Below are 22,638 nucleotides of genomic sequence, written 5' to 3'. Positions count from 1 at the left end.
TATACCAACCGTAAATACCGCGATTTTGCTCGGTGTTTACGGTTGAACAGCCATGGTTCATTAGGTTAGCCTCACCTACCATGCCTCTGTTGGATTCCCGACGGGTGCGCGTCGCCGTCCCGGTGTCTGACACGGCCGAGGCGCACCACCCTGCCCTGATCGACTCCGCCGGCCGTCTCAGTTACGGGGAGCTCGCCGATCGGGTGGCTGCGCTCGCGGCCAGCCTGCCGCCGGCAGAGGCTGGCCGGCGGCTCGTGCACGTGCCGCTGGCCCCGCATCGCGGCCTGGTGCTCGGCTATCTGGCGGTGATGTCGGCCGGGCACGTGGCACTGATCACCCCGCCCGAGCATCGATCGATCACCGAGGCCTACCAGCCCGACCTGTGGCTCCATCGGGATGGCACCTTCGAGACCGCAACGCCGAACAGTGCCACCGATGAACCGCGGCACCTCCTGCATCCGGATCTGGCGCTGCTGCTCAGCACGTCGGGCAGCACCGGCTCACCCAAGCTGGTTCGGCTCAGCCACAGCAACGTGCTCAGCAATGCCGAGGCGATCGCGGCCACGCTGGCCATCACACCGGCCGACCGTGCGGTCACCTCGCTACCCCTGCATTACTGCTTCGGGCTGTCGGTGCTGCATGCCCAACTCCGAGCCGGTGCCACCACAGTGCTGCGGCCCGGGTCGGTGACCGATCCCGGCTTCGCCGATGACCTGCGCCGCGACCGGGTGACCGTGGTTGCCGCCACCCCGCACGTGGTGGATCTGCTCGACGTACAAGGTGTGCTGGATCATCTGCCTTCGCTCCGGTTGCTCGCCCAGGCCGGCGGCGCGCTGCCGCCCGCGCGGGTGCGGGAACTCGCCGCTCGGGGCCGCGCGGCCGGCTGGGGAATGGCGGTGATGTACGGCCAGACCGAGGCCACCGCGCGGATGGCCGTGCTGCCACCCGAACTGTCGGAGCGATACCCCGATGCGGTGGGATGGCCGATCGCCGGGTCGGCGTTCCGGCTCGACCCGGCCGGAATCGACGAAGCGGCGGGTTCACCCGATGGCCCGGTTGGCGAGCTCGTGTTCACGGGTCCGGGCGTCATGCTCGGGTACGCCGAGCAGCCAGACGATTTGGCCCTGGGTCGGACGCACACTGAGCTTCGAACCGGCGACCTGGCGCGGATCGACGCGGACGGACTGGTCCGGATTGTCGGCCGGCGGTCCGACTTCGTGAAGATCATGGGAATCCGGATCGACCTCGGCCAGGTCGAGCGTTCCCTGCGCGGCCAGGGGCTGCAGGCCTGCGTCACCGGCCGCGACGACCAGCTTCAGGTCACCTACCGGCGCTGTGCGCAATCCCCCGACCAGGTTCGCGACCAGGCCGCCCAGGTCTGCGGTCTCGGCCGGTCGGTAATCTCGGTCCGCGCGGTCGACGACCTCCCGATGCTGCCCAACGGCAAACTCGACCGCCAGCGCAGCACCGACCTGCACGTCACGGAGGCCCCCGGCCAGAAGGCAGAGGCCGCCGCAGCGGTGCTCGCCGTACTGGAGCCGCTTGTCGGCCGCGGTGGCATCGACCCTGATCTGTCCTTCGTCGAGCTCGGCGGCGACTCCTTCAGCCACGTCGCGGCGTCCGTCGCCCTGACGCGGTTGCTCGGTGATCTGCCGTCCGACTGGCACCACCGCCCGGTGCGCGACCTGGTCGCACTCGCCGACCGGCGGCCACGTTCCCGGCGGTGGGGTCCGCTGGTGCGGCGGGTCGAGACGAGCGTCGTCCTGCGCGGCGTGGCCGTGGTGACGATCTGTGGCAGTCATGTCGGGTTGTTCCGGCTGCCCGGCGGAGCGCACCTCCTCCTTGCGGTCGCCGGCTTCCTGTTCGCCAGGTACGTACTCGCCTCGCCGACGACAGCCGAGCGCGTACTGCGGACCGCCCGGATCGCGGTCGGGGTCGTCGTCCCGGCGGTGACCGTCGCGGCGGTGATGCTGTTCGGGTTCGGAACGGTCCACTGGTCGAACGTTGCGCTCGTGCATTGGCTCGCCCGGCCGCAGGACGGCAACAACTTCTGGTTCGTCGAGGCCTACCTGGTGATCATGATCGCCATCGTCGCCGTGCTGGCTGTTCCGTGGCTGCGGGCCGCATACGCCGCCGACGCCTGGCGCACCGCGATGCTCGCCCTGGCGGTGCTGCTGGTGCCTCGCTATCTGGTGCTCGCGCTGTACGACGGTCCGCTGCGTGGCCTGCCGGGCACGGTGGCGTGGCTGTTCGTGGCGGGAGCCGCGATGGCGGCGGCCGACAGTCGCCGGCGCCGGCTGGTCACGACGGCGGTCGCCGTGGGCGCCACCTTCGGCTTCTTCGCCGGGGACGCCGCACGCAACCTGGCGATCATGGGCGGGCTCACGTTGCTGGCGCTCGTGCCCGCGCTACCGGTACCGCAGCTGCTCGTCCGTCCGCTTGGCGCACTGGCGGCCGCCTCGCTGCACATCTACCTCGTGCAGTTCCAGGTGTTCGCGTTCTTCGGCTCGCCGATCATCAAGTTCGCGGCCGCGATCGCCGCCGGCTTGGGGTTCTGCGCGGTCGGCAACTACGTCCTGCGCCGGTGGCTGCCGCCTCTGCCGGCGGTCGCAGTCATCCGTCGTCGCGTGGCGGCGAAGCAACTCGTGAGAGAGGACATGACATGCGTCGACGCACGTTCCTGACCGGCCTGGGGGCCTTCGGGGCGATGGGCCTGGTGGGGTGCGGGTCGAAATCCGAGAACGGGTACGTCGCCGACCCCGGTTCGCTGCAGGTCTACTCCGCTCAGCACGAGAACCTCACCAAAGCGTGGGTCGAGGCGTTCACCGCGGCGACCGGCATCAAGGTGCAGGTCCGCAAGGGCTCCGACGCCTCGATGGGTCATCAGATCGTGGCCGAGGGCTCCGCGTCGCCCGCCGACGTGTTCCTCACCGAGAACAGTCCGGCGATGACGCTGGTCGAGCGGAACAAGTTGCTCGCCCCGCTGGACGAGGAGACCCGGCGGCAGGTGCCGGCCAATCTGGCTCCGTCGTCGAACGCGTGGACCTCGATCGCCGCCCGGTCCACGGTGCTGGTCTACAACACCGCCAAACTCGACAAGGCTGACCTGCCGAAGTCGCTGATGGATCTCGCCGGGCCGCACTGGAAGGGCCGCTGGGGCTGTGCCCCCGGTGGTGCGGACTTCCAGGCCATCGTGGCGGGCATGCTCGCCGGTCAGGGCGAGCAGAAGACCAGTGATTGGCTTGACGGCCTGAAATCCAACGCCCGGGTACTGCAGAACAACATCGCCACGATGAAGTCGGTCAACGCCGGTGAGATCGCGTGCGGCGTGATCTACCACTACTACTGGTACCGGGACCAGGCTGGCACCAAGGAAGGCAGCGCCAATACGGCCCTGCACTACTTCCGCAACCAGGACCCGGGCGCGTTCGTGTCGCTGTCCGGAGGTGCCGTGCTGGCCCGGACGAAGAAGCCGGCCGAGGCCCAGAAGTTCCTGACCTTCATCACCAGCAAGGCCGGGCAGCAGGTGCTGGTCGACTCCCAGTCGATGGAGTACGCCGTGGGCAGCGGTGTCGCCTCGGCGCCCGCGCTGCCGCCGTTGGACAGCCTGCAGGCGCCGCCGGTCGACCCCTTCACGCTGAACTCCGACAAGGTGAATGAGCTGATGACCGATGCCGGCATCATCTGACCTTCGCGCGTCGCCCGCCACCGCGTACGACGAACCGGTGACGCCCCGGCCAGCCGTACGCGGCCGCCGGTACACCCGGAGGCCGTGGGTTGTTGTGACGGCCGCGGTCCTGGTCGCGGCCGTGATGGTCCTGCCGGTCCTGGTCGTCGTCGGTCAGGCTTCCGCCGCTGGCGACGAGGCGTCGAGGCTGCTGCTGCGGCCGAGGACGGCCGAACTGCTCGGCAACACGATGCTCCTGGTACTGCTGACCGTTCCGATCACCGTACTGCTGGGCTGTGGCGCAGCCTGGCTGGTGGAGCGAACGACGCTGCCGGGCGCCGGCATGTGGCGCACGCTGCTCCTGGCGCCGCTCGCCATCCCGGCGTTCGTCAGCAGCTACGCCTGGACGTCGGTGCTGCCGGCGGTGCAGGGGCTGGGTGGCGCGGTGTTCATCACGGCCCTGGCCTACTATCCGTTCGTCTTCCTGCCGGCCGCGGCGCTGCTGCGAGCGCTCGACCAGGGGCACCTGGACGCGGCACGGTCGCTCGGCACGTCCGGCCTGGGAGCGGTACTGCGGGTGGCGATGCCGCAGTTGCGTCCGGCCATCACCGGTGGCGCGTTGCTGGTGGCCCTGCACCTGCTGGCCGAGTTCGGCGTCCTGCAGATGATGCGGTTCCCCACATTCACCACGGCGATCCTGCAGCAGTTCGCGGTCGGGTTCAGCAATGCCGCCGGCAGTCTGCTGGCCGCGGTACTGGTGCTGCTCTGCATTGGTCTGCTGGCCCTCGAGGTGCCGCTGCGCGGCCGCGCACGGATCGCCCGGATGGGTGCCGGCGCCCGGCAGCGTCCGGTCGCGTACCGCCTGGGCGCGTGGACCATCCCGGCGTCCGCCGCACTCGTCGCGCTGGTCGGCGTGGCGCTGCTGGTTCCGCTGGTACTGGTGCTGCGTTGGCTGGTGCGGGCGATGACGTCCGGCGCGGTGGTCGTTGGCCCGCTGCTCGCGGCGACGGGTTCGACCGTCGGCCTGGCGGTGCTGGCGGGCCTGGCGGCATCGGTCGCCGCGCTGCCCGCTGCGTGGCTGCTGCATCGGTACCCGTCCCGGCTGGCGACCGCGCTGGAGCGGGTGACCTACCTCGCGAGCGCGCTTCCCGGGGTTGTGATCGGGCTGGCGCTGGTGACGCTGGCGGTGCAGTGGGCCCGCCCGGTCTACCAGACCGCCGCACTCGCGGTGCTGGCCTACACGGTGCTCTTCATGCCCCGCGCCATGGTCGCCTGGCGGTCCGGCTTGGCCGCGGCTCCGCCCGAGCTCCTCGAGGCATCGCGTTCGCTGGGGCTGTCCGGTCTCAGTACCCTCATCCGGGTGGTCCTCCCGCTGGTGTTGCCATCGGCGCTCACCGGATTCGTTCTGGTCTTCCTCGCGACGTCGACCGAACTCACCGCCACCCTGCTCCTCGCCCCGACCGGCACCGAAACGCTGGCCACCGCGTTCTGGTCGGCCAGCGACGAGTTGGACTACGTGGCGAGCGCCCCATACGCTGCGGCGATGATCGCCCTGTCCGCCCCGCTCACCATCCTGCTGCGCCGGCAGATCCTGGACCAGCGATGAGCGGCGCCGGCATTTCCATCACCGGGCTCACCGTCGGGTACGGCGGCCCGCCGGTGCTGGACCACGTCGATCTGCAGGTGCGCGCGGGCGGCATGACCGCGGTGCTCGGTCCCTCCGGCAGCGGCAAGACCACGCTGCTGCGGGCGATCGCCGGGTTCATCCGGCCCGACCACGGGCGAATCGAGGTACGCGGCGAGGTGCTGACCGACGGACCGGCATTGGTCGCTCCGGAGCGGCGCGGCATCGGTTACGTCCGACAGGACGGCGCACTCTTTCCGCACCTCGACGTGACCGGCAACATCACCTTCGGGCTGCCGCGGGCCGAACGGCGCCGAGCGGCGCAAGTCGAGCCGTTGCTCGAGCTCGTCGGCCTGTCACCGAGCCTGGCCCGCCGCCGGCCGGATGAGCTGTCCGGCGGGCAGCAGCAGCGCGTCGCACTCGCCCGGGCCCTGGCCCGCGAGCCTTCAGTGGTACTGCTCGACGAGCCGTTCTCATCGCTCGATACCGCGCTGCGCGCCGCAACCCGCGAGGCCACACGTGCCGCTCTCGCCGCGCGGGGCGCAACCACCGTGCTCGTGACACACGACCAGGCCGAGGCGCTGTCGTTCGCCGACCAGGTGGCCGTCATGTTCGACGGCCGGTTCGCCCAGATCGACAGCCCGGCCGGCGTGTACGGCGCACCGGCCACGCCCGAGGTCGGCCGGTTCCTGGGCGACGCGATGCTCCTGCGCGGACAGGCCGCCGGCCGGACCGTCCACTGCTGTCTGGGCCAGCTCGACCTGGCCGAACCGGCCACCGGCGACGTGCTCGTGATGGTTCGACCCGAGCAACTCGTCCTGCGCGAGCCGTCCGGTACCACGGCATCGGTCTTGTCGGTGACCTACCAAGGCGCCGACGCGATGGTCCGCCTGGACCTGGCCGACCAGACCCGCGTCGTGGCGCGTGTCCCCGGCGATCGGGTACCTCGCCCAGGCGACGAGGTAGGTATCGCAGTGCCCGCACCCGTCCGCTCATTCCCCCAACACTGACTCGTCCGACGACGATGACCAGCCTGGTCCCAACCGGGGCTCCACGTGTTCACCAGGGCCAGTGCAGGGCGAGGCCGGCGGCGGCGCTGAGCCCGACCAGGATCGGTTCCTTGATCTTCCAGGTGAGCAGCAGCCCGAGGCTCACCACGGCGATACTGACGGCGGGCCAGTCGGTGATGGTCTGCCGGGACAGCACCACCACGGCACCGGCGATCGCGCCGGCCGCGGCGGCGGTGGCGCCTTTGACGAAGGCTTGGATCTGCGGGTTGTCGCGGTGGCGGATGAACCACCGGCCAGGGAGCACCACGCCGAGGAAGATCGGGATGAAGATCGCCACGGTGGCCACGATGGCGCCCTGCCAGCCGGCGACGAGGTAGCCGATGAACGTGGCGGTGATGACCACCGGGCCGGGGGTGATCAGGCCCATCGCGACGGCGTCGAGGAACTGCCCGTCGGTCAGCCAGTGGTGCTGGTGGACCACGCCTTCGCGCAGGAACGGCACGATGGCCAGGCCGCTGCCGAAGATGAACGCGCCAGCCTTGAGGAAGAACCAGCCCAACGCCAGCAGCGTGCCGCCGCCGGCCGCTGCGGCCAGGGCCTTGGCCGCCAATCCCCCGCCGGCCAGCGGCCCGAGGCCGGGAACCGCGGCGTTGCGGGTGGGGTGGCGCAGCCAGTTGGGCCGGGCGTCGAGGACGATCATGAGCAGCCCGGCGGCGATGAACAGCAGCGCGATCTCCGTGCCGGTCAGCGCGGTGACCACCGCGAGGACGGCGCTGATCGCCCACAGCCGCAGGTCGCGGTGGTTGGTCAGCCGGGCCAGCTTGTAGGCGGCCACCGCGATGATGGCCATCACGGCGGGGGCGATGCCGTGGAACAGCGCCTGGACCACGGGCAGGCCCTGGTAGTGGGCGTAGACGACGGCCACGCTCAGCACGAGCGCGAACGACGGGGCGATGAACGCCGCCGCGGTCGCGAGGGCGCCGATGGTGCCCGCGCGCAGGTACCCCAGCCACATCACCACCTGCGCGGCGAGGGGGCCGGGCATGGTCTGGCCGAGGGCGACGCCGTCGAGGAAGTCCTGCCGTGACAGCCAGGCCCGGCGCTCGACCAGGTCGCGTTGCATGTAGCCGACGCTGGCGATCGGCCCGCCGAACCCCCACGTACCCAGGCCGAGGAAGTAGCCCAGGAACGTCCGCAGCCGCACGGTCCGCACGTCAGGACCAGCGGCCCGGGTGCCGGCCACCGTCTCAGGTTCCGGCGTCGGGACGCGCTCGGACGGTCCGGCATGGTTCGGTGGGTCGCGGTTGCTCATGCCGGCTCCCGGCCCAGCAGCAGGGCGCGGCGCTGGTACTCGTGCAGGCCGTCGAAGATCGGCCCGGTCAGCTCCAGCATCCGCTCGTCGTCGCAGACCATGGACAGGCCGCGCAGCACCACGTCCAACCCGGGGGCTTCGGGGGCGTCGTAGCGCTCGTCGTCCAGGTCGGCCTCGTGCACGATCTGCCCGATGCGCCACAGCACCGGGTCGGTCAGGTCGTGTCGGCGCAGGATCGTCTCGAAGCTGCACTCGGTCGACCCGTCCGGGCCGGCGTGGTGGGACAGGTCCACCCCGCGCATGTCGAACGCGGTCGCGTCCGCCGGCACGTCGGCGGGATCGGTGACGAAGACGAACTCGGCGTCTGGGTCGAGGAACCGGCGGATCAGCCAGGCGCAGGCGGCCCGGTCGATGTGGATCCCGGCGCGGGTGGCCCACCTCATGACGGTACCTCCTGCACATCTGTGTCTGTGTCTGTGTCCGGTGCCGTGGCGGCGGCCAGCAGCGCCTGGACCGCGGCGTGCGCGGCGTCCCGCTGCGGTGGCGGGAAGTAGTCGCGGCGGCCGATGCGGCGCAGTTCGCCGCGCAGCCGCTCGCCGGTCCGGCGGGCCTCGCGGGCCCCCGCGGCCGACGCAGTGCCAGCCTCGGCGATCACCGCCTCGTACTCGGCGGCGCGGGCAGCGGCCATCCGCGCCGCCAGGTCGCGCTCCTGCGCGGCGGAGGCGGGCTGCGCCAGCCAGATCGACGCCTCACCCCCGGCCTCGACGATCTCGTCGGCGATCCACTCCAGCTGCTCGCGGGTGCGGGCGTCGGCGGGCAGCGCGACGAGCCCGTCCGTCAGTTGCGCCACCCCGAGCCGTTTGACCTTGCGCCACACGGTGATCCGCGGCGTGGACGGCTCCCGGGGCAGCCGATAGCACAACATCACCCACGACCCAACCGCCCGATCACCGGCCACAGATCAAGTGTAACCGTGGTTGCAACCGCCTTGCCGAGCTTCGACTCGACGGGGACACTCCCCCCTTCCTGGAGGGCAGCCGGGCAGTTCGGGTGACGCAACCCACTCTCGCGGGCGAAGGTGGGTGGCTATACTGGGTGAGCTTTGAAGGGGAGTAGTCCTTCGCCGGTTGTCGACATGCTGGAACCTTGGTGGGTTCCCGGTAGCCGGGCCTCCGAATGGAGGTGGACGAGACCTTCGACCCATGGTGACGTGTGCGTTGCCGCGGGGTCGAGGTCTCCGGATCCCCTGGGAGTTCGATTCCCGCGTGTGACGCGGAGAGGAACACCGGCTCCCCGTGATCCATTTCGTATTGCTCATCGCCTGCGCCGCGGTGATCTACCTGGCCTGCGAGTGGTTCGTCAATGCCGTCGAGTGGCTCGGCCAGCGGCTGAAGGTCGGACCCCTCGCCGTCGGCACGATCCTGGCCGCATTCGGTACGGCGCTGCCCGAAAGCGTCGTCACGTTCGTGGCCGTCGTGTTCGGCACCAGCGGTGCGCAGCAGGACATCGGTGTCGGCGCCGCGATGGGCGGCCCCCTCGCACTGGCCACTGTCGCGTACGGCGTGACCGGCTGGATGATGCTTGCCCGTCGCCGCCGCCTGCGTGCCAGTACCGCCGTCCGGGCGACCATCGGCGGGCCCGGGGCGGCCACCGCGCAGCCGGAGGATGAGGTCGGTGACCTCGGCAAGCTCGCCCGCGACCAGCGCTGGTTCCTGGCGATCTTCGTGGTCAAGGTGGCGCTCGGCCTGGTGGCGTTCGCGGTCAAGCCGTGGCTCGGCCTGCTGTTCTTCGCCGCGTACGCCGTGTATTTCTGGCGCGAGATCCGCGGGGGCGGTGAGCACGGTGACGGCGAGGAGCTGGCACCACTGTTGCTGCAGCGCCGCCGGCCCGTCCCGGCGACCTGGGCCGTGATCACCCAGACCCTGGTGACCCTCGCGGTCATCTTCGTCGCGTCGCAGCTGTTCGTGCACCAGCTCGACGCCATCGGACCGATGCTCGGGCTGCCGGCCGCCGTGACCGCGCTGCTGCTGTCCCCGATCGCCACCGAGCTGCCCGAGATCATGAACGCCATCATCTGGGTCCGGCAGGGCAAGACGTCCCTGGCCCTGGCGAACATCTCCGGCGCGATGATGATCCAGGCCACCGTACCCAGCGGCCTCGGTCTGCTGTTCACCCCGTGGCGGTTCGACACCGCGCTGCTGATCTCCGGGATCGCCACCATGGCCGCGATCGTCTACCTGCTGCTGCTCCTGCGGGCCGGAAAATTCAACGCCAAGACCCTCACCGTCGCGGCCGTGTTCTATCTCGCCTTCGCGGCCTGCCTCATCCCGGTACTGGCCTGACAACGCCCCCGGGCCGGCCGCCTGACCGACGACGTTGTCCGTGACGGCGGCCGTACCGGGCCGTGACACCTTGGTCACCGGTGCGGCGTCCGGCGGATTGACTGGAGCAAAGGAGCGGCCTCGCCCTCTTTGTTCCAGTCAGCTTGCGCCGATGATCAGCGGCATGCCGGTTGGGGACGGCCGCTTCCCGCTGGCTGTGAGGCGTGGCAACCGGATCGTTACGTTACGATGTGCCGGTTCTGTCGACTGCTGTCACGTGGGGGCGGGTTGTCGGATACGCAGATTGACGCCGAGCTGTCCGCCGAGGCATATACGGTGCTCGGCCGGGACGACGTCAGTTTCACCCCGCTCGCGCACGGCCAGCGCATCGGCGTGACCTCCGGGGTCTTCCGGGCCCAGGCCGGAGACACGCGGGCGGTCGTCAAGGTCGTCGCGCCCGCCGCCGATGTCGAGGGCAAAGTCTGGCGCGGCTCGCACGACCCGGCCAACTATCGGTTCTGGGAGCGCGAGGCGCTGTTCTACGAGGCGGGCCAGCCGCAGGCGTACACCGACGCGGGGATCGCCCTGCCCGGCCTGCTCGGCGCGTTCCGGCGCGAGGGCGGCGAGATCAGCCTCTGGATGCAGGACGTGTCCGGCAACGGCGGCGCCTCCTGGACCGTACAGCGCACCGAGGAGCGCGCCCGGCAGCTCGGCCGCGCGCAGGGCACGTGCCGGCTCGACGACGGCTGGCGCAAGTCGTCCGTGCCGTTCAGCCGCAATGTCTTGCGCGACTACCTCGACAGCCCGGACGCAACGTCGCCGGACATCAACTGGGAGATGCTCGAGAACGCCGACGCCTGGGACACCCGCCTCATGCGGACCCACTTCGGCGGGCAGCTGCGCGAGGACGTGCTGCGGCTGTGCCGGGAGCGGTACGAGTTCGTGAGCTGGGGCGAGGCGCTGCCGCACACGCTGTGCCACCACGACCTGTGGCCCAACAACGTCTTCGAGCACGACGGGCGGCTGGTCCTGGTCGACTGGGCCTTCGCGGGCGAGGGGTGGATCGGGGGCGACATCGGCAACTTCGTGTCGGACACGGCCCTGGACCTGCTGCGCCCGTCCGAGGAGCTGCCCGCGCTCGACGAGGGTGTCTTCCGGGGTTACCTGCAGGGGCTGCGCGACGCCGGGTATGACGCCAACGAGAAGGCGGTCCGGCTCGGCATGTGCGTGATGGCGGCCAAGTGGACCTGGCTGATCCCGGTGATGCTGACCCGCGCCACCCGCGACAACCACGAGGTCTACGGCAGCCAGGCGGTCGACGCGGACCGTCTCTACGCCGAGCGGGCCAACGTGTTCCGCATGCTGGTGGCGTGGGCCGCGCAGGCCCGTGCGCTGGCCGCCGAGCTCTTCCCGGCCACGGCCCAGCCGTAGGCCCGTGCCTGCCGTCATCCACCGGTCCTGGGCGGCAGCAGGGCCGTCGTACCCGTGCAGCCGTTGAGCGGCAGCAACCACATCCAATCTCGCTCACGCGGGGAGCGGCGGGCGCGAAACGGCTGGCGGGCATAAGGTCGGCTCGACACGGCGACCTTCGCGAGACTAGGACGGGGCAGGACATGGACCAAGGCACCCGCGACGAGGTGCTCGGCCGCCTGGCTGAGGCAGTCGGGTCCGTCACCGTCCCACACCCGACGCGGGTTGCCATCGACGGACCGCCCGCCGCAGGCAAGACCACGCTCGCCGACGAGCTGGCCGTCGTCTTGCGCACCCAGGGCCGCGACGTCATCCGGGCGACGATCGACGATTTCCTCTTCCCCCGGGCACAGCGCTATCCGCGCGGCGAGTACTCCGCCGAAGGCTGCTACTTCGACACCCACGACTACGACGCGCTGAACCGGGTCCTGCTCGATCCGCTCGGCCCGGGCGGAGACCGACGCTTCCAACACGCGGTCTACGACCACACAGCGGATACCGCGCTGTCCCCGCCGGTCACGACCGCCCCTGCCGACGCCGTGCTGATCTTCGACGGCGTCTTCCTCATGCGCCCGGAACTGATTGACCGGTGGGACCTGCGCATCTTCGTGTCGACCGCGCTCGAGAAGACCGTGGATCGTGCCGTGATCCGAGAGCGCCGGGTGTCATCTCGGGCCGACATCGAACGACGCTGGCGCGAGCGGTACATCCCCTCCCAACAGCTCTACTTCGCTACGGTCCGCCCGACCGATCACGTCGACATCATTGTGCACAACGACGAGCCCCGGCAGCCCGTCTGGGAGACCCGAACACACTGACCGAGCCCAATGGGGACGAGCTACGAAACAGTGACGGCGCTCCGATGGGCGCCCCGCACGACCTGTCGAGGGCAAACCGGCCGTACACCTCGGTAGATGGTCACCCGACCAGCTGCCGCCGAACGACGACTGAGGTAACGGTAGACCGCACACCTGCGGTCAGCGCACTCAATGCTGCTTCACCGATCTCAGGTCCCTGGGGTGAGGCGGAACACCGGCCAGCCGATTTCGGTGCACCAGTCGGCGGGGGTCGGGGTGTCTCGGGGGCCGACCACGTAGGTCTCCTCGACCGGGCCGTCGACGGCCAAGGCGTGTTCCACCACCCATGATCCTAAGCGGCCGTAGGTCACGTCGATGTCGTCGTGCCTGCCGGAATGGACAGCGATGGCGAGGTCGACCGGTGGCAGCTCGATGATCTCGATGCGGCCGGTCGCGCGGGGTTCGCGGACCGGGCGGTACACCGTCATGGCCCCGGCGCCGGCGGTGAACAGCTCGTTGGCGTAGCGGCCGCCGGGTGGGCCGGTGCGCCCGGTCGGACCGAAGGCGGCGTCGAGCTCGGCCATGGCGGCGGCGTACCACTTGGTTGAGTCCTCCAGCGTGACGTGGCCGCGGACGGCGACGACGGTGCGCGCGGGCACGGAGCGCAGCTCGACGTGGAGGTCCTCCGGGTCCGGGCGCAGCAGCCGGCGCAGCGACACGACGGCGGCCCGGGTGCGGTCGAGCTCGTCCTCTAGCCGGTGCAGGTGCCCGGCGATGAGGTCCGCGCGCCGCTGCGGGTCGTCGGCGGTGAGGATGGACTTTACTTCGGCCAGCGGTACATCGAGCTCGCGCAACCGGTGGATGACCTGCGCGGACGGGATCTGCTCGGCGGAGTAGTAGCGGTAGCCGGTGAACGGGTCGACGGTGGCGGGCTCGAGCAGGCTGGCCTCGTGGTAGCGACGCAGCGTACGCACGCTCAGGTGGGTCAGCGTGGCGAACTCTCCGATGGTCAGTCCTTGGCGCATACCCCCAAGTCTTGACTCTCTCCCTGCGCGAGACTCCACATTGGCTTTATGAACATTCCACCAGCAATCGCAACATATCTGACCGCACACAACGCCCGAGACGTCGACAGCGCGATCGCGTCGTACGCGACCGACGCGGTCGTGCACGACGAAGGCCGCAGCTATCACGGTAGGGATGCGATCCGCGCCTGGCTGACCGGGGCGGCGGCCGAGTACACGTACACCACCGAACTCATCTCCGCCACGCGGCTCGACGAGGAGCGGTACGACCTAGTGCAGCATCTGGAGGGCGACTTTCCGGGTGGGGTGGTCGACCTGCACTTCCGGTTCACCCTGCGCGGCTCCTCCATCGTCCTGCTAGCGATCGAGCCATGAGGACGTGGTTCATCACCGGCGGGACGCCGGGCGGCTTCGGGAAGGCGTTCGCCGACGCCGCGCTCGAAACGGGTGACCGGGTGGTGCTGACCGCGCGGCGCCCCGAGCAGCTGCGGGAATGGGCGCGGCCGCACGGCGACCGCGTGCTGGTCCTGCCGCTGGACGTCACCGACGCGGAGCAGGTCCGCACCGCGGTGGCCGCGGCCGAGCAGCGCTTCGACGGGATCGATGTGCTGGTCAACAATGCCGGGCGCGGATGGTACGGCTCGATCGAAGGCATGGCCGATGATGCGGTACGCCGGACGTTCGAACTGAACTTCTTCGCGCTGCTCTCGGTGACCCGTGCGGTGCTGCCCGGCATGCGCGAGCGGCGCCGCGGCTGGATCGTCAACATGTCCTCGGCCGCCGGCCTGCACGGCGTGACCGGGTTCGGCTACTACAGCGCCGCGAAGCACGCGGTCGAGGCGGCGACGGTGGTACTGCGCGAGGAGGTCGCCCCGCTGGGCATCCGCGTCCTGGCGGTCGAACCGGGAGCGTTCCGCACACGCGCGTACGCCGGGTTCGCCGACGAGCCGCTCACCGAGACCATTCCGGCGTACCACCGGATGCTGGAAGGCGTGCGGGCCGCGATGATCGAGCAGGACGGCAAGCAGCCCGGCGACCCGCTGCGCGGCGCCCGCGCGGTCATCGCCGCGATGGCCGAGAACCCGCCGCCGCAGCGGCTGGTGCTGGGCAGCGACGCATACGACGCGGTGATGTCGACGCTGCGCGAGACGATGACCGACATCACCCGGTCCGAGTCCGCCTCCCGCGCCGCCGACTTCCCGCCGGGCGAGTGAGGCGGGGCCCGGCACCACGTCTTCGGTAGCGAAGTCGATCGCGGTCGGTGAGCGGTGGCCGGTGCGGTCGCATAGTGTCACCGTGGCGAGTCGTGCCGGCGAAGGAGTTGATGATGACCACTGATCCGACCATGGTTCGTATCGGCGAGGGGGTGGCGTGGGCGCGCTCGGCGATGACGAGTACGGACAGCTGATCAAGAGCGGCCTGGAACAGCTGACGCAGCGGCTGGCTCCCCAGTAGCCGCGCCCGGCGACGGGGTCAGGGGGTGGCCGGCCAGGAAATGTCGGTCTCGACCGGCAGGCTGTAGTCGACGTCGGGCACGTCGAAGCCGTACAGGCGGCGCACCTCACCGGCGAACCAGTCCAGGTCGGCCAGGTCGGCGATGGTGTCGGAGGTGGCGTCGCGCCAGCGTTCGCCGACGGCGGCCTGCACCGCGGGCTCCAGCTCCCACGTGTCCAGCCGGACGCGGCCGGCGTCGTCGGTGGCCAGCTCGGCCGCGCCGACCAGCTGGTCCCACAGCTGCACCAGCTGCGCGGTCGGGGACACCATGGCCTCGCCGAGCACGGCGCGCAGCATTCCGACGTACAGGGCGATGCCGGGGATGGCGGTCGATGACTGGGTGACCGCGGCACCGTTGACGCTGGTGACCGCCCGACCGCCTCGCCCGGCGAGCTGCGTGTGCAGTTCGCGGGCGGTGGCCTCCAGGTCGGCCTTGGCCGCGCCGATGGTGCCGGCCCGGTAGATCCCGGAGGTCAGCGGCGAGCCGATGTAGCTCAGCGCCACGGTGGTGACCCCGTCGGCGAGCAGGTCGGCAGCGCTCAAGTGACGGATCCACCGGCGCCAGTCGGCTCCGCCCATGACCGCGACGGTCTGCGCGGTCTCCTGCTCGGTGGCCGGCTCGGTGGTGACGGTCTTGACCACCGGGTTTCCGTCGTCGAACACGAGGGTCTTCGTGGTGTGCGCCGCGCCGAGTGGCTTGAGGACCGAGGCGTACGTCTGGCCGGTGTCCGGGTCGGTCCGCCGCGGGGCGGCCACCGAGTAGATCAGGTGGTCGACGGGGCCGAACCGTTCGGCCAGCAGCTTGGCCACCTGATCCTTGGTCTGGTCGCTGAACGCGTCGCCGTTGACGAACACGAAGTCGTCTCCGGCCAGCTTGGCGGTGGTGGCGATGCGGTACCAGCCGGCGCTGCCGGTCCGCCGCGATGTGGGCGGCTTCTCCAGGCACACCCCGACGCCGCGGATGCCGTGGCGGGCCAGGCCGGCGATGGTGGCGGCCAGGCCGTACCCGGCTGAGCAGCCCACGATCAGGGCGGTCGGCCGGCGCGCGGCCGGCACCTGGGTGGCGGGAACGTCGCGCCACATCCGTTCCACCGTGGCCTCGCAGCCGCCCGGGTGGGCGTCCAGGAACACGAACCCCTTGCCGGTGGGGGTGACGACACGTGCGTTCATCAGGCGCGACCCATTTCGACTCGTCGATCGGTGGACAGTACCCAGCTCGGCCCGGACCAGCCCGCTCGCGCAGGCGCCGAGCACCGCGGTGGCGCACCGGGCCAGGCCCAGCGACGCCGACAGCGCGCCCGTTGACCCTACCGCGCCGCCGTCCAGCCACAGGGCGCTCGCCGCCGACTGCCGCGGATCAGCCGATGACCAGCCTGCCGATGACTCCGGTGGCGGAGAGCAGGCCGACGACCGTCAGCGCGCCGGTTGCCGCCAGGGCACTGCCGATCCAGACTCGCCGCGCTCGCCCCGGCCCCAGCCCGATCCAGGCGAGCGCGGCGACACGATTCGTGGCGTGACATACGGAAGGCACGCCGCGCGATGAGTGCGCAGGCAGGTCCTTGACACCCACTATTCATCGGGTGAATAGTGGCCTACGTGTCCATGAGCTATACGGCAAGACCCACGCCCTGCGCGGCGCCACCGTCAATGCCGCCGCCGGGGAGATCGTCGCGGTGACCGGACCAGGCTTGGTGACCAACAAGCCGGCCGAGGCGGGGGCGGCGACGTGACGCCGGCGACGCTGCTGCGGTTGGCGGTCGCGGGTACCCGCGCCGACACCTTGCGCATCGCGCTGACCGCGTGCGGCGCGCTGCTCGGCACGCTCGCGCTGCTCGCGGCGGCCACAGTGCTGGCCATCCCGACCTTGCACGACCCCGCGAACCCCTACGGCGTCGGGATGGCGCCGTACACCAACGGCCTGCTACGCGAGCCAGGACTGCGCCCAGGACTGGCGTTCGCACTGGTCATGCTGAGCATCCCGGTGCTGCTGTTCGTCGGGCAGTGCGCCCGGCTCGGCGCACCGGCCCGGGACCGGCGGCTGGCCGCCATCCGGCTGGCCGGAGCCACACCCCGGCAGGGTTTGGCGGTCGCCGCAGCCGAGTCCGGGGTGGCCACGTTGGTGGGTACCGCGTTGGGCCTGCTCGTCTACCTCGTGGGCCGGCGACTGCTCGACGCGCCGGACGCGCAGAATCTGCGACCATTGCCCACCGACGTGTTGCCGCACTGGGCGGCGCTCGCCGGCGTCGTACTGGGCCTGCCGATGATCGCAACACTGGCCACCACGCTGCTGCTGCGCCGGGTCACCGTCACTCCGCTCGGGGTGGTGCGCCGGGTACGGACCGGATCACCTCGCCCCTGGCCCGGCATGCTGATTGTCCTCGGTATCGCGGCGTATGCCCTGCTCGCTCCGGCCCAGCTCGATGCCGAGCGGCATGGCAGCCCACTGCCGGCCCCCGTCGTGGCCATGGTCCTGTTCCTCGGTGGACTCGGTGCCGCCATCGGCGTGGTCGGCGGCACGGGTTGGATCTCATATGCGGTCGGCGGGCTCCTGTCCCGGTACGCCCGCCGCCCGGCTGCGCTCATCGCCGGCCGACGGCTGCAGGCCGATCCCTGGTCGGGCAGCCGGGCGCTGGCCGCGCTCCTGGCCGCCGTACTCTTCGCCGGCGGCGCGGCCTGGGTCAGCTCATGGTTCCGCACCCGGCAGCGGGTCGAGGCGAAGTCTCAGCACCTGGTCGACCTGGCCGCCGGGCAGCAGGACATCGTGCACCCGCCCAACGACTTCTACCTGCGCACGATGCAGCTGGTCGGGTATGCCGTACTGGTCGCCGGGCTGATCGCGGCGGCCGGCCTCGCGGTGACCGTGGCCAGCTCGGTCGTCGAGCGCCGCCGGACACTGGCCAGCCTGACCGCGAGCGGCGTACCCCGCTCCGTGCTCGGCCGGGCGATCCTGTGGCAGACCCTCTCGGTGGCCGCACCCGCGCTCGTCTTGGCAGTCGGCACCGGCGTAGCGCTGGGCCGCGGCTTACTACAACCCACCGTGGTCAACGACAGCAGTTCGATCACGACGTGTGCGCCGCCGCCGGACAAGGCGGACGTGTGCGACTCGACGGATCCGGCGGAGCGCGACCCGTACACGCGCATCGTCACGGCACCGAAGGTCTCCGAGCAGGTCCGGATTCCCTGGGCCGATCTGGTTGTCATCGGCGGCTGGGCGACGGGCGCGACAACGCTTGTCGCCGGCCTCGGCCTGGTGTTCCTGCGGGCCAGTACAGCACCGGAGGAACTGCGAACAACCTGAAACAGCCGCCGCCCGATGCTATTCAGCCCACGGGACCGGGACGCGGCAGGGCAGCGCCGCCGGCCGTGACGCCCGCTACCCGAGCCGGCCGACGCCGGCCAGGCAGGAGCTCGTCGGTGGCGCGGCGGTGAAGTCCGTCGGGTCCTCGGGGATCGGCCGCCACTGCGGCAGCCACACCAGGCCCGGCTCGACGATGTCCAGGCCGGTGAAGAATCGCTCGACCTGGGCGCGGGTGCGGGGCCGGAACGGCGTGGTGGTCTTCTGCCGGTAGGTGTTCTGCACGAAGTTGAGGTCGTTGTGGTCGACCTCCTGGCCGTCGACCGAGACGTGAGACACCACCAGGTGACTGCCCGGCGCCAGCGCCGCGAGCAGCCGGCTGACGGCGCCGTCGGCCTCGGCGTCGTCGGGGACGAAGTGCAGCACCGCGTTGAGCAGCAGGCCGATCGGGCGGCCGAAGTCGAGCAGGCCACGCACCTTGGGGTGGGCCAGGATCTGCTCCGGGTCGCGCAGGTCGCCGAGGACCGCGGTCGTCCGGGGGCTGTTGTCGAGGATCTCCAGGCTCTCGGCCACGGCGACCGGGTCGATGTCGACGTACACCACCCGGGCCTGCGCGGCGACGCCGGCGACGACCTCGTGGACGTTGCCCTCGGTGGGGATGCCGGAGCCGATGTCCAGGAACTGGGTCACCCCGACGCTGGCGAGGTATCGCACGGCACGGCGCACGAACGCCCGGTTGTTGCGGGCCAGCGCCGCGGTGAGCGGGAACCGGAGGGCCATCGCCTGGGCGGCCTCCCGGTCGGCCGGGAAGTTGTGGGTGCCGCCCAGGTAGTAGTCATAGATCCTGGCCGAGGTCGCGGGCTTCGCCGACCCACCGTTCGCCACACCTGCCACCGACACCATCCTTGGGGGAGAGCGCCAATCGTACAGGTCGCATCCCACCGCGACGAGACGGCTCCGACAGCTCCCCGAGCCCGCCGCCGCCGACCGGCTATCCAAGACCGCCGTTGCTCTGCAGAAGCTGGGCGTTGACCCACCCGCCCTGCGCCGAGCAGAGGAACGTGACCAGATTCGCGCAGTCCTGTGGCGCACCGAGCCGTCCCAGCGGCGTGACGCGGGTCAGGTCCGTCTTCTGGTCCTCGGTCATCCACCCGGTGTCGGTCGGCCCGGGGTTGATCGCGTTACAGGTCACGCCCAGATGGGCCAGCTCGCGGGCGGCGGCCAGCGTGATCCGGTCCATCGCCCCCTTACTCGCGCCATACGGAAGGTTCCCGGCGGTGTGGTCACTGGTCAGGCTCACGATCCGCCCGCTCCCGTGCCGGCCGCGGAACCGCAGCCCGTACTCCCGAATCAACAGCCACGTCGCCCGCGCATTGACCGCGAAGTGCCGGTCGAAGCTTTCCACCGTCGTGTCCAACAGGCCGGAGCCGACCGACTCGCAGTGGCACAGCACCAACGCAGTGACGTTTCCCAGCTCGCGCTCGACGTCGTCGAACAGCTGCGCCGGCACCGCCGGGTCGCTCAGGTCCGCCTCGGCCGCAAATGTTCTCGCCCCGAACGACGCCACCATCTTCCGCAACGCTCCGGGCGCCCCCGGCTCCACGCCCCACCGCATCCGCTCGTCATACGCGGTCCAGTACGTGAAGGCCACGTCCCAGCCGGCCCGGGCCAGGCTCAGCACCACGGACGCCGCGATGCCCGCCGAACGTCCCGCCCCCGTGACCAAGGCGAGCGGACGCTCCGGCTCTGCCGCGTCCTGCCGACTCCCCGCCCGCGTCTCTGCATTCATGACAGTCATCCTGGCGGGCCGCCGATGAGGATGCAGACCGGGAGCCTGCATCCAGCGCGTGGAAGGGTTATGCCGAGTGCCGCCGGCCGTCCGAAGACCAATCGCCATGAAGGGAACTCGCCGTGCCCGCAGAGTACGAGGCCAAAGTGCTCGACATCGCCCCCGCCGCGATGGCCGAGCTGATCCGTTCGAAAGGCGGCGAAGCGGTCGGTGGGCCAACGCTCCAGCGACGCTACGTGTACGACATCAGCCCTGACGATCAGCGTAAGTGGATCCGCCTGCGCGACAACGGCACCAAGACGACCCTGGCGGTCAAGCAGATCATCCACGATGGCATCGACGGGACCCATGAGGTTGAGGTGACCGTCGATGGCCTCGACGCGACGAACGAACTGCTCGGCTTCCTGGGCTTCCACCCGAAGTCATACCAGGAGAACCGCCGAACGAGCTTCGTCCTCCAGGGCGCGCGACTGGAGATCGACGAGTGGCCGATGATTCCGCCGTACTTGGAGATCGAGGCCGACTCACCCGAAGAAGTCCGGCGGATCGCGACCGTGCTCGGCTACGACGAGCAGCACCTCACCAGCGAGAACACCACGAAGGTGTACCAGCGGTACGGCATCGAGCTCAGCGAACATCAGCTCGTGAGCTTCACCTGACCGCTCCGCGAGCGTCTGGAGGACTGAGCCGCGCTACCCCGCCGCGGGGGCGTGCAGCAGCGGCAGCAGGACCTCGTCGACGACGGCGCCGACCGTCGCCTGGTCGGGGACCGTGCCGTCGATGGCCCGGCCGCGCAGCAGGGCCGGGCCGATGTCGGCGACGAGGTCCGTGGCGCGCTGCGGGCGGATCTCGCCGCGCTCGGCGGCGGCGTGCAGGGTCGCCAGGATCGCGCGGTGGGCCGGGGCGAAGAGGCGCTCGTCGGCGAGGCGGCGGCAGTCCTGACCGGCCTCGGCGGCGATGACGTGGAAGGCGGTGCCCTTGGTGACGGCGAAGGCGGCGCGCAGGGCGTGCAGGATGGCCAGGAGGTCCTCGCGCAGGCCGCGGCCGGGAGGGGTGTCCGCGATCACGGGCAGGCTCTCCCGCAGCGCGTCGAGGACGAGGGCCTCCTTGCTGTCCCACCGCCGGTAGAGCACGGGCTTGCTGGTGCCGGCCGCGGTGGCGACCCGGTCCATGGTCAGCCGGGCGTAGCCGACGGCGCCGATCTGCTCGAACACCGCGTCGAAGATCGCCTGTTGCAGTTCGCTGCCGTGGCGTCGGGTCACCCGGCCATCCTCCCATTCGGCCGGAGCCGGGAATTGAGAAACGGATTGGTTTCTTATCGGACGCTCCGGTGGTACCGTCAGCCAAGATACCAATCCGTTTCCTATCCGTGCCAGCATCCGCCGGAGGCCAGGTGTCCACGTCCACAACCACGCCGGCCCGGGACCGCCCCGGGCTCGTCCTCACCGCGATCGCGGTGAGTCAGCTCATGGTGGTCCTCGACGCCAGCGTGGTGAACATCGCGCTGCCGGCCATCCGCGACGAGCTCGGCTTCTCCCCCACCGGGCTGTCCTGGGTCCTCAACGCCTACACGCTGACGTTCGGCGGCCTGCTACTGCTCGGCGGGCGGGCCGGCGACATCCTCGGCCGGCGCGGGGTCTTCCTCGCCGGGATCTGGATCTTCACCCTGTCCTCACTGCTGGCCGGGCTCGCCCCCAACGCCTGGACGCTGGTCGCGACCCGGGCGCTGCAGGGGGTCGGCGCCGCCATCGCCTCACCGACCGCGCTCGCGCTCATCGCCACCAACTTCACCGGCCCGGCCCGGGTCAAGGCGATCGGCGTCTACGGATCGGTCTCCGGCGCCGGCGGCGTGGCGGGCATGATCCTCGGCGGCGTGCTCACCCAGTGGACGTCGTGGCGCTGGACGATGTTCGTCAACGTGCCCATCGGGGTGTTCGTCGCGATCCTCGCCGCCCGCCACATCACACCGTCGGACCGGGCCACCGGCCGGTTCGACATCGCCGGCGCGCTGCTGTCCACCGTTGGCGTCACCGCGCTCACGTACGGCCTGATCCGCACGCCCACGAACGGCTGGGACGACCCGCAGGCCCTCATCACGCTCGCCGCGGGCGTCGCCCTGCTGGCCGTCTTCGTGCTCGTCGAGGCCCGCCACAGCGCCCCGCTGATGCCGCTGCGGCTCTTCGCACACCGCAACCGGGTCAGCGCCAACCTGCTGCTGTTGCTGCTCGGCGGCACCATCTTCGGCGTCTTCTTCTTCGTCACCCAGTTCCTGCAGAACATCCTGCACCTGGACGCGTTCACGGCCGGGCTCGCGTTCGTGCCGTGGGGGGTCGGCATCTTCGCGTTCTCCCAGCTGATCAAGCCGCTGTCGCAGCGCTTCGGGGTGAAGCCGGTGCTCATCGCCGGCGCACTGTGCACCGCGGCGGCGACCATCTGGCTGAGCCGGATCACCGAGCACAGCGGCTACTGGACAGCGGTGTTCGGGCCGATGACCCTGTTCGGTATCGGCATCGGCCTGCAGTTCGCCTTGATCACCCGCGTCGCGCTGAGCGACGTGCCACCGCAGATCGCCGGGGCCGCATCCGGCGTGCTGAACGTGTCGCAGCGGCTCGGCGGCTCCTTCGGACTCGCGGTACTGGTGGCCGTCTTCGGCAGCGTCGTCGCGAACGCGGATCACCACCCGGCCGACATCACGCACGGCTACCGGGTGGCGTTCCTCGTCGGCATCGGCTACACGGTGGCCGCGCTGCTCCTGGCCGTCTTCGGCCTCACCACCGCACCGAAGCCGGCCGGCCAGCCGGCACCGAGCCCCGCCAAGGCCCCCGCGTAGCCAA

At 70.8% G+C, this 22,638-nt stretch carries 22 protein-coding genes; 13 read left to right on the top strand and 9 right to left on the bottom strand.

What is annotated here, in order from left to right; genetic code table 11:
- Positions 1-32 precede the first annotated feature (32 nt).
- From AB0M46_RS14175 to AB0M46_RS14160, 4 genes are all read left to right on the top strand, one after another.
- The gene (locus AB0M46_RS14175) at positions 33-2,684 is read left to right on the top strand and encodes an AMP-binding protein (RefSeq protein WP_363335865.1); all 2,652 of its coding nucleotides are present in this window, start codon (positions 33-35) and stop codon (positions 2,682-2,684) included.
- The gene (locus AB0M46_RS14170) at positions 2,585-3,688 is read left to right on the top strand and encodes an iron ABC transporter substrate-binding protein (protein WP_363335863.1); all 1,104 of its coding nucleotides are present in this window, start codon (positions 2,585-2,587) and stop codon (positions 3,686-3,688) included. Before AB0M46_RS14175 ends, AB0M46_RS14170 begins: the two co-directional genes overlap by 100 nt.
- Positions 3,689-3,782: 94 nt before the next feature.
- Positions 3,783-5,273: an iron ABC transporter permease gene (locus AB0M46_RS14165; protein WP_363335861.1), complete on the top strand. Its 1,491-nt coding sequence runs from the start codon at positions 3,783-3,785 to the stop codon at positions 5,271-5,273.
- A complete protein-coding gene (locus AB0M46_RS14160) occupies positions 5,270-6,301 on the top strand; it encodes an ABC transporter ATP-binding protein (RefSeq protein WP_363335859.1) in 1,032 nt (343 codons plus the stop codon). Before AB0M46_RS14165 ends, AB0M46_RS14160 begins: the two co-directional genes overlap by 4 nt.
- A gap of 49 nt (positions 6,302-6,350) precedes the next feature.
- Here the strand turns inward: AB0M46_RS14160 and chrA are convergent, their stop codons facing one another.
- The 3 genes from chrA to AB0M46_RS14145 are packed head-to-tail and all read right to left on the bottom strand — an operon-like array spanning position 6,351 to position 8,571.
- On the bottom strand, positions 6,351-7,613 hold the full coding sequence (chrA, locus tag AB0M46_RS14155; RefSeq protein ID WP_363335857.1) for a chromate efflux transporter: 1,263 nt from the start codon (positions 7,611-7,613) through the stop codon (positions 6,351-6,353).
- Positions 7,610-8,056 carry a chromate resistance protein ChrB domain-containing protein gene (locus AB0M46_RS14150; RefSeq protein WP_363335855.1) on the bottom strand — a complete coding sequence of 149 codons (447 nt, stop codon included), beginning with the start codon at positions 8,054-8,056 and terminating at the stop codon, positions 7,610-7,612. The genes chrA and AB0M46_RS14150 overlap by 4 nt, the downstream gene beginning before the upstream one ends.
- Positions 8,053-8,571, bottom strand: coding sequence for a Chromate resistance protein ChrB (locus AB0M46_RS14145; protein ID WP_363335853.1), 519 nt, complete (start codon positions 8,569-8,571; stop codon positions 8,053-8,055). The genes AB0M46_RS14150 and AB0M46_RS14145 overlap by 4 nt, the downstream gene beginning before the upstream one ends.
- Before the next feature lie 337 nt (positions 8,572-8,908).
- Between AB0M46_RS14145 and AB0M46_RS14140 the strand changes: the two genes are divergently transcribed.
- The 3 genes from AB0M46_RS14140 to AB0M46_RS14130 all read left to right on the top strand — a co-directional run bounded on the left by AB0M46_RS14140 (position 8,909) and on the right by AB0M46_RS14130 (position 12,222).
- Entirely contained in the window at positions 8,909-9,955 is a 1,047-nt protein-coding gene (locus tag AB0M46_RS14140; protein WP_363335851.1) for a sodium:calcium antiporter, read from the top strand.
- 267 nt (positions 9,956-10,222) lie between these two features.
- On the top strand, positions 10,223-11,365 hold the full coding sequence (locus AB0M46_RS14135; RefSeq protein ID WP_363335849.1) for a phosphotransferase: 1,143 nt from the start codon (positions 10,223-10,225) through the stop codon (positions 11,363-11,365).
- Between the two features lie 182 nt (positions 11,366-11,547).
- Positions 11,548-12,222 (top strand): uridylate kinase, encoded by a 675-nt coding sequence (locus tag AB0M46_RS14130; protein WP_363335847.1) that lies wholly within the window; start codon positions 11,548-11,550, stop codon positions 12,220-12,222.
- Positions 12,223-12,410: 188 nt separating this feature from the next.
- On the opposite strand, the gene AB0M46_RS14125 is transcribed toward AB0M46_RS14130, so the two are convergent.
- Positions 12,411-13,226: a MerR family transcriptional regulator gene (locus tag AB0M46_RS14125; RefSeq protein ID WP_363335845.1), complete on the bottom strand. Its 816-nt coding sequence runs from the start codon at positions 13,224-13,226 to the stop codon at positions 12,411-12,413.
- A 48-nt stretch (positions 13,227-13,274) separates the two neighbouring features.
- Between AB0M46_RS14125 and AB0M46_RS14120 the strand changes: the two genes are divergently transcribed.
- Together AB0M46_RS14120 and AB0M46_RS14115 are read left to right on the top strand one after the other, a co-directional pair.
- On the top strand, positions 13,275-13,601 hold the full coding sequence (locus AB0M46_RS14120; RefSeq protein ID WP_363335843.1) for a nuclear transport factor 2 family protein: 327 nt from the start codon (positions 13,275-13,277) through the stop codon (positions 13,599-13,601).
- Positions 13,598-14,440: an SDR family NAD(P)-dependent oxidoreductase gene (locus tag AB0M46_RS14115; RefSeq protein ID WP_363335841.1), complete on the top strand. Its 843-nt coding sequence runs from the start codon at positions 13,598-13,600 to the stop codon at positions 14,438-14,440. Before AB0M46_RS14120 ends, AB0M46_RS14115 begins: the two co-directional genes overlap by 4 nt.
- Positions 14,441-14,699: 259 nt before the next feature.
- Here AB0M46_RS14115 and fabV read toward each other — a convergent pair whose 3' ends face one another.
- Entirely contained in the window at positions 14,700-15,890 is a 1,191-nt protein-coding gene (gene fabV, locus AB0M46_RS14110; protein ID WP_363335839.1) for an enoyl-[acyl-carrier-protein] reductase FabV, read from the bottom strand.
- Between the two features lie 187 nt (positions 15,891-16,077).
- Complete coding sequence (locus tag AB0M46_RS14105; protein ID WP_363335837.1) at positions 16,078-16,290, bottom strand: hypothetical protein; 213 nt, start codon at positions 16,288-16,290, stop codon at positions 16,078-16,080.
- Between the two features lie 10 nt (positions 16,291-16,300).
- On the opposite strand from AB0M46_RS14105, the gene AB0M46_RS14100 reads away from it, so the two are divergent.
- Positions 16,301-16,450 (top strand): hypothetical protein, encoded by a 150-nt coding sequence (locus AB0M46_RS14100; protein WP_363335835.1) that lies wholly within the window; start codon positions 16,301-16,303, stop codon positions 16,448-16,450.
- A complete protein-coding gene (locus AB0M46_RS14095) occupies positions 16,447-18,018 on the top strand; it encodes an FtsX-like permease family protein (protein WP_363335833.1) in 1,572 nt (523 codons plus the stop codon). The genes AB0M46_RS14100 and AB0M46_RS14095 overlap by 4 nt, the downstream gene beginning before the upstream one ends.
- 75 nt (positions 18,019-18,093) lie before the next feature.
- Here the strand turns inward: AB0M46_RS14095 and AB0M46_RS14090 are convergent, their stop codons facing one another.
- Positions 18,094-18,909, bottom strand: coding sequence for an SAM-dependent methyltransferase (locus AB0M46_RS14090; RefSeq protein ID WP_363335831.1), 816 nt, complete (start codon positions 18,907-18,909; stop codon positions 18,094-18,096).
- Between the two features lie 97 nt (positions 18,910-19,006).
- The gene (locus AB0M46_RS14085; protein WP_363335830.1) at positions 19,007-19,804 is read right to left on the bottom strand and encodes an SDR family oxidoreductase; all 798 of its coding nucleotides are present in this window, start codon (positions 19,802-19,804) and stop codon (positions 19,007-19,009) included.
- 122 nt (positions 19,805-19,926) lie between these two features.
- Here AB0M46_RS14085 and AB0M46_RS14080 point away from each other — a divergent pair, with 122 nt between their 5' ends.
- Complete coding sequence (locus AB0M46_RS14080; RefSeq protein WP_363335828.1) at positions 19,927-20,463, top strand: CYTH domain-containing protein; 537 nt, start codon at positions 19,927-19,929, stop codon at positions 20,461-20,463.
- A gap of 33 nt (positions 20,464-20,496) precedes the next feature.
- Here AB0M46_RS14080 and AB0M46_RS14075 read toward each other — a convergent pair whose 3' ends face one another.
- Entirely contained in the window at positions 20,497-21,066 is a 570-nt protein-coding gene (locus tag AB0M46_RS14075; protein WP_363335827.1) for a TetR/AcrR family transcriptional regulator, read from the bottom strand.
- 131 nt (positions 21,067-21,197) lie between these two features.
- Between AB0M46_RS14075 and AB0M46_RS14070 the strand changes: the two genes are divergently transcribed.
- Entirely contained in the window at positions 21,198-22,634 is a 1,437-nt protein-coding gene (locus AB0M46_RS14070; protein ID WP_363335825.1) for an MFS transporter, read from the top strand.
- Positions 22,635-22,638: the final 4 nt, after the last annotated feature.

This window comes from Dactylosporangium sp. NPDC051485 (assembly GCF_040682015.1).
Taxonomy (GTDB): Bacteria; Actinomycetota; Actinomycetes; order Mycobacteriales; family Micromonosporaceae; genus Dactylosporangium.
The sequence above is the reverse complement of the archived record's forward strand: the minus strand, read 5'-3'. Positions and strand labels throughout refer to the sequence as shown.

What these genes read in the sequence shown, in the direction of transcription:
- AB0M46_RS14115 (WP_363335841.1), top strand. Translation starts at nt 13,598, where the DNA reads ATGAGGACGTGGTTCATCACCGGCGGGACGCCGGGCGGCTTCGGGAAG.
- AB0M46_RS14120 (WP_363335843.1), top strand. Translation starts at nt 13,275, where the DNA reads ATGAACATTCCACCAGCAATCGCAACATATCTGACCGCACACAACGCC.
- AB0M46_RS14160 (WP_363335859.1), top strand. Translation starts at nt 5,270, where the DNA reads ATGAGCGGCGCCGGCATTTCCATCACCGGGCTCACCGTCGGGTACGGC.
- chrA (WP_363335857.1), bottom strand. Translation starts at nt 7,613, where the DNA reads ATGAGCAACCGCGACCCACCGAACCATGCCGGACCGTCCGAGCGCGTC.
- AB0M46_RS14085 (WP_363335830.1), bottom strand. Translation starts at nt 19,804, where the DNA reads ATGAATGCAGAGACGCGGGCGGGGAGTCGGCAGGACGCGGCAGAGCCG.
- AB0M46_RS14125 (WP_363335845.1), bottom strand. Translation starts at nt 13,226, where the DNA reads ATGCGCCAAGGACTGACCATCGGAGAGTTCGCCACGCTGACCCACCTG.
- AB0M46_RS14130 (WP_363335847.1), top strand. Translation starts at nt 11,548, where the DNA reads ATGGACCAAGGCACCCGCGACGAGGTGCTCGGCCGCCTGGCTGAGGCA.
- fabV (WP_363335839.1), bottom strand. Translation starts at nt 15,890, where the DNA reads ATGAACGCACGTGTCGTCACCCCCACCGGCAAGGGGTTCGTGTTCCTG.
- AB0M46_RS14150 (WP_363335855.1), bottom strand. Translation starts at nt 8,056, where the DNA reads ATGAGGTGGGCCACCCGCGCCGGGATCCACATCGACCGGGCCGCCTGC.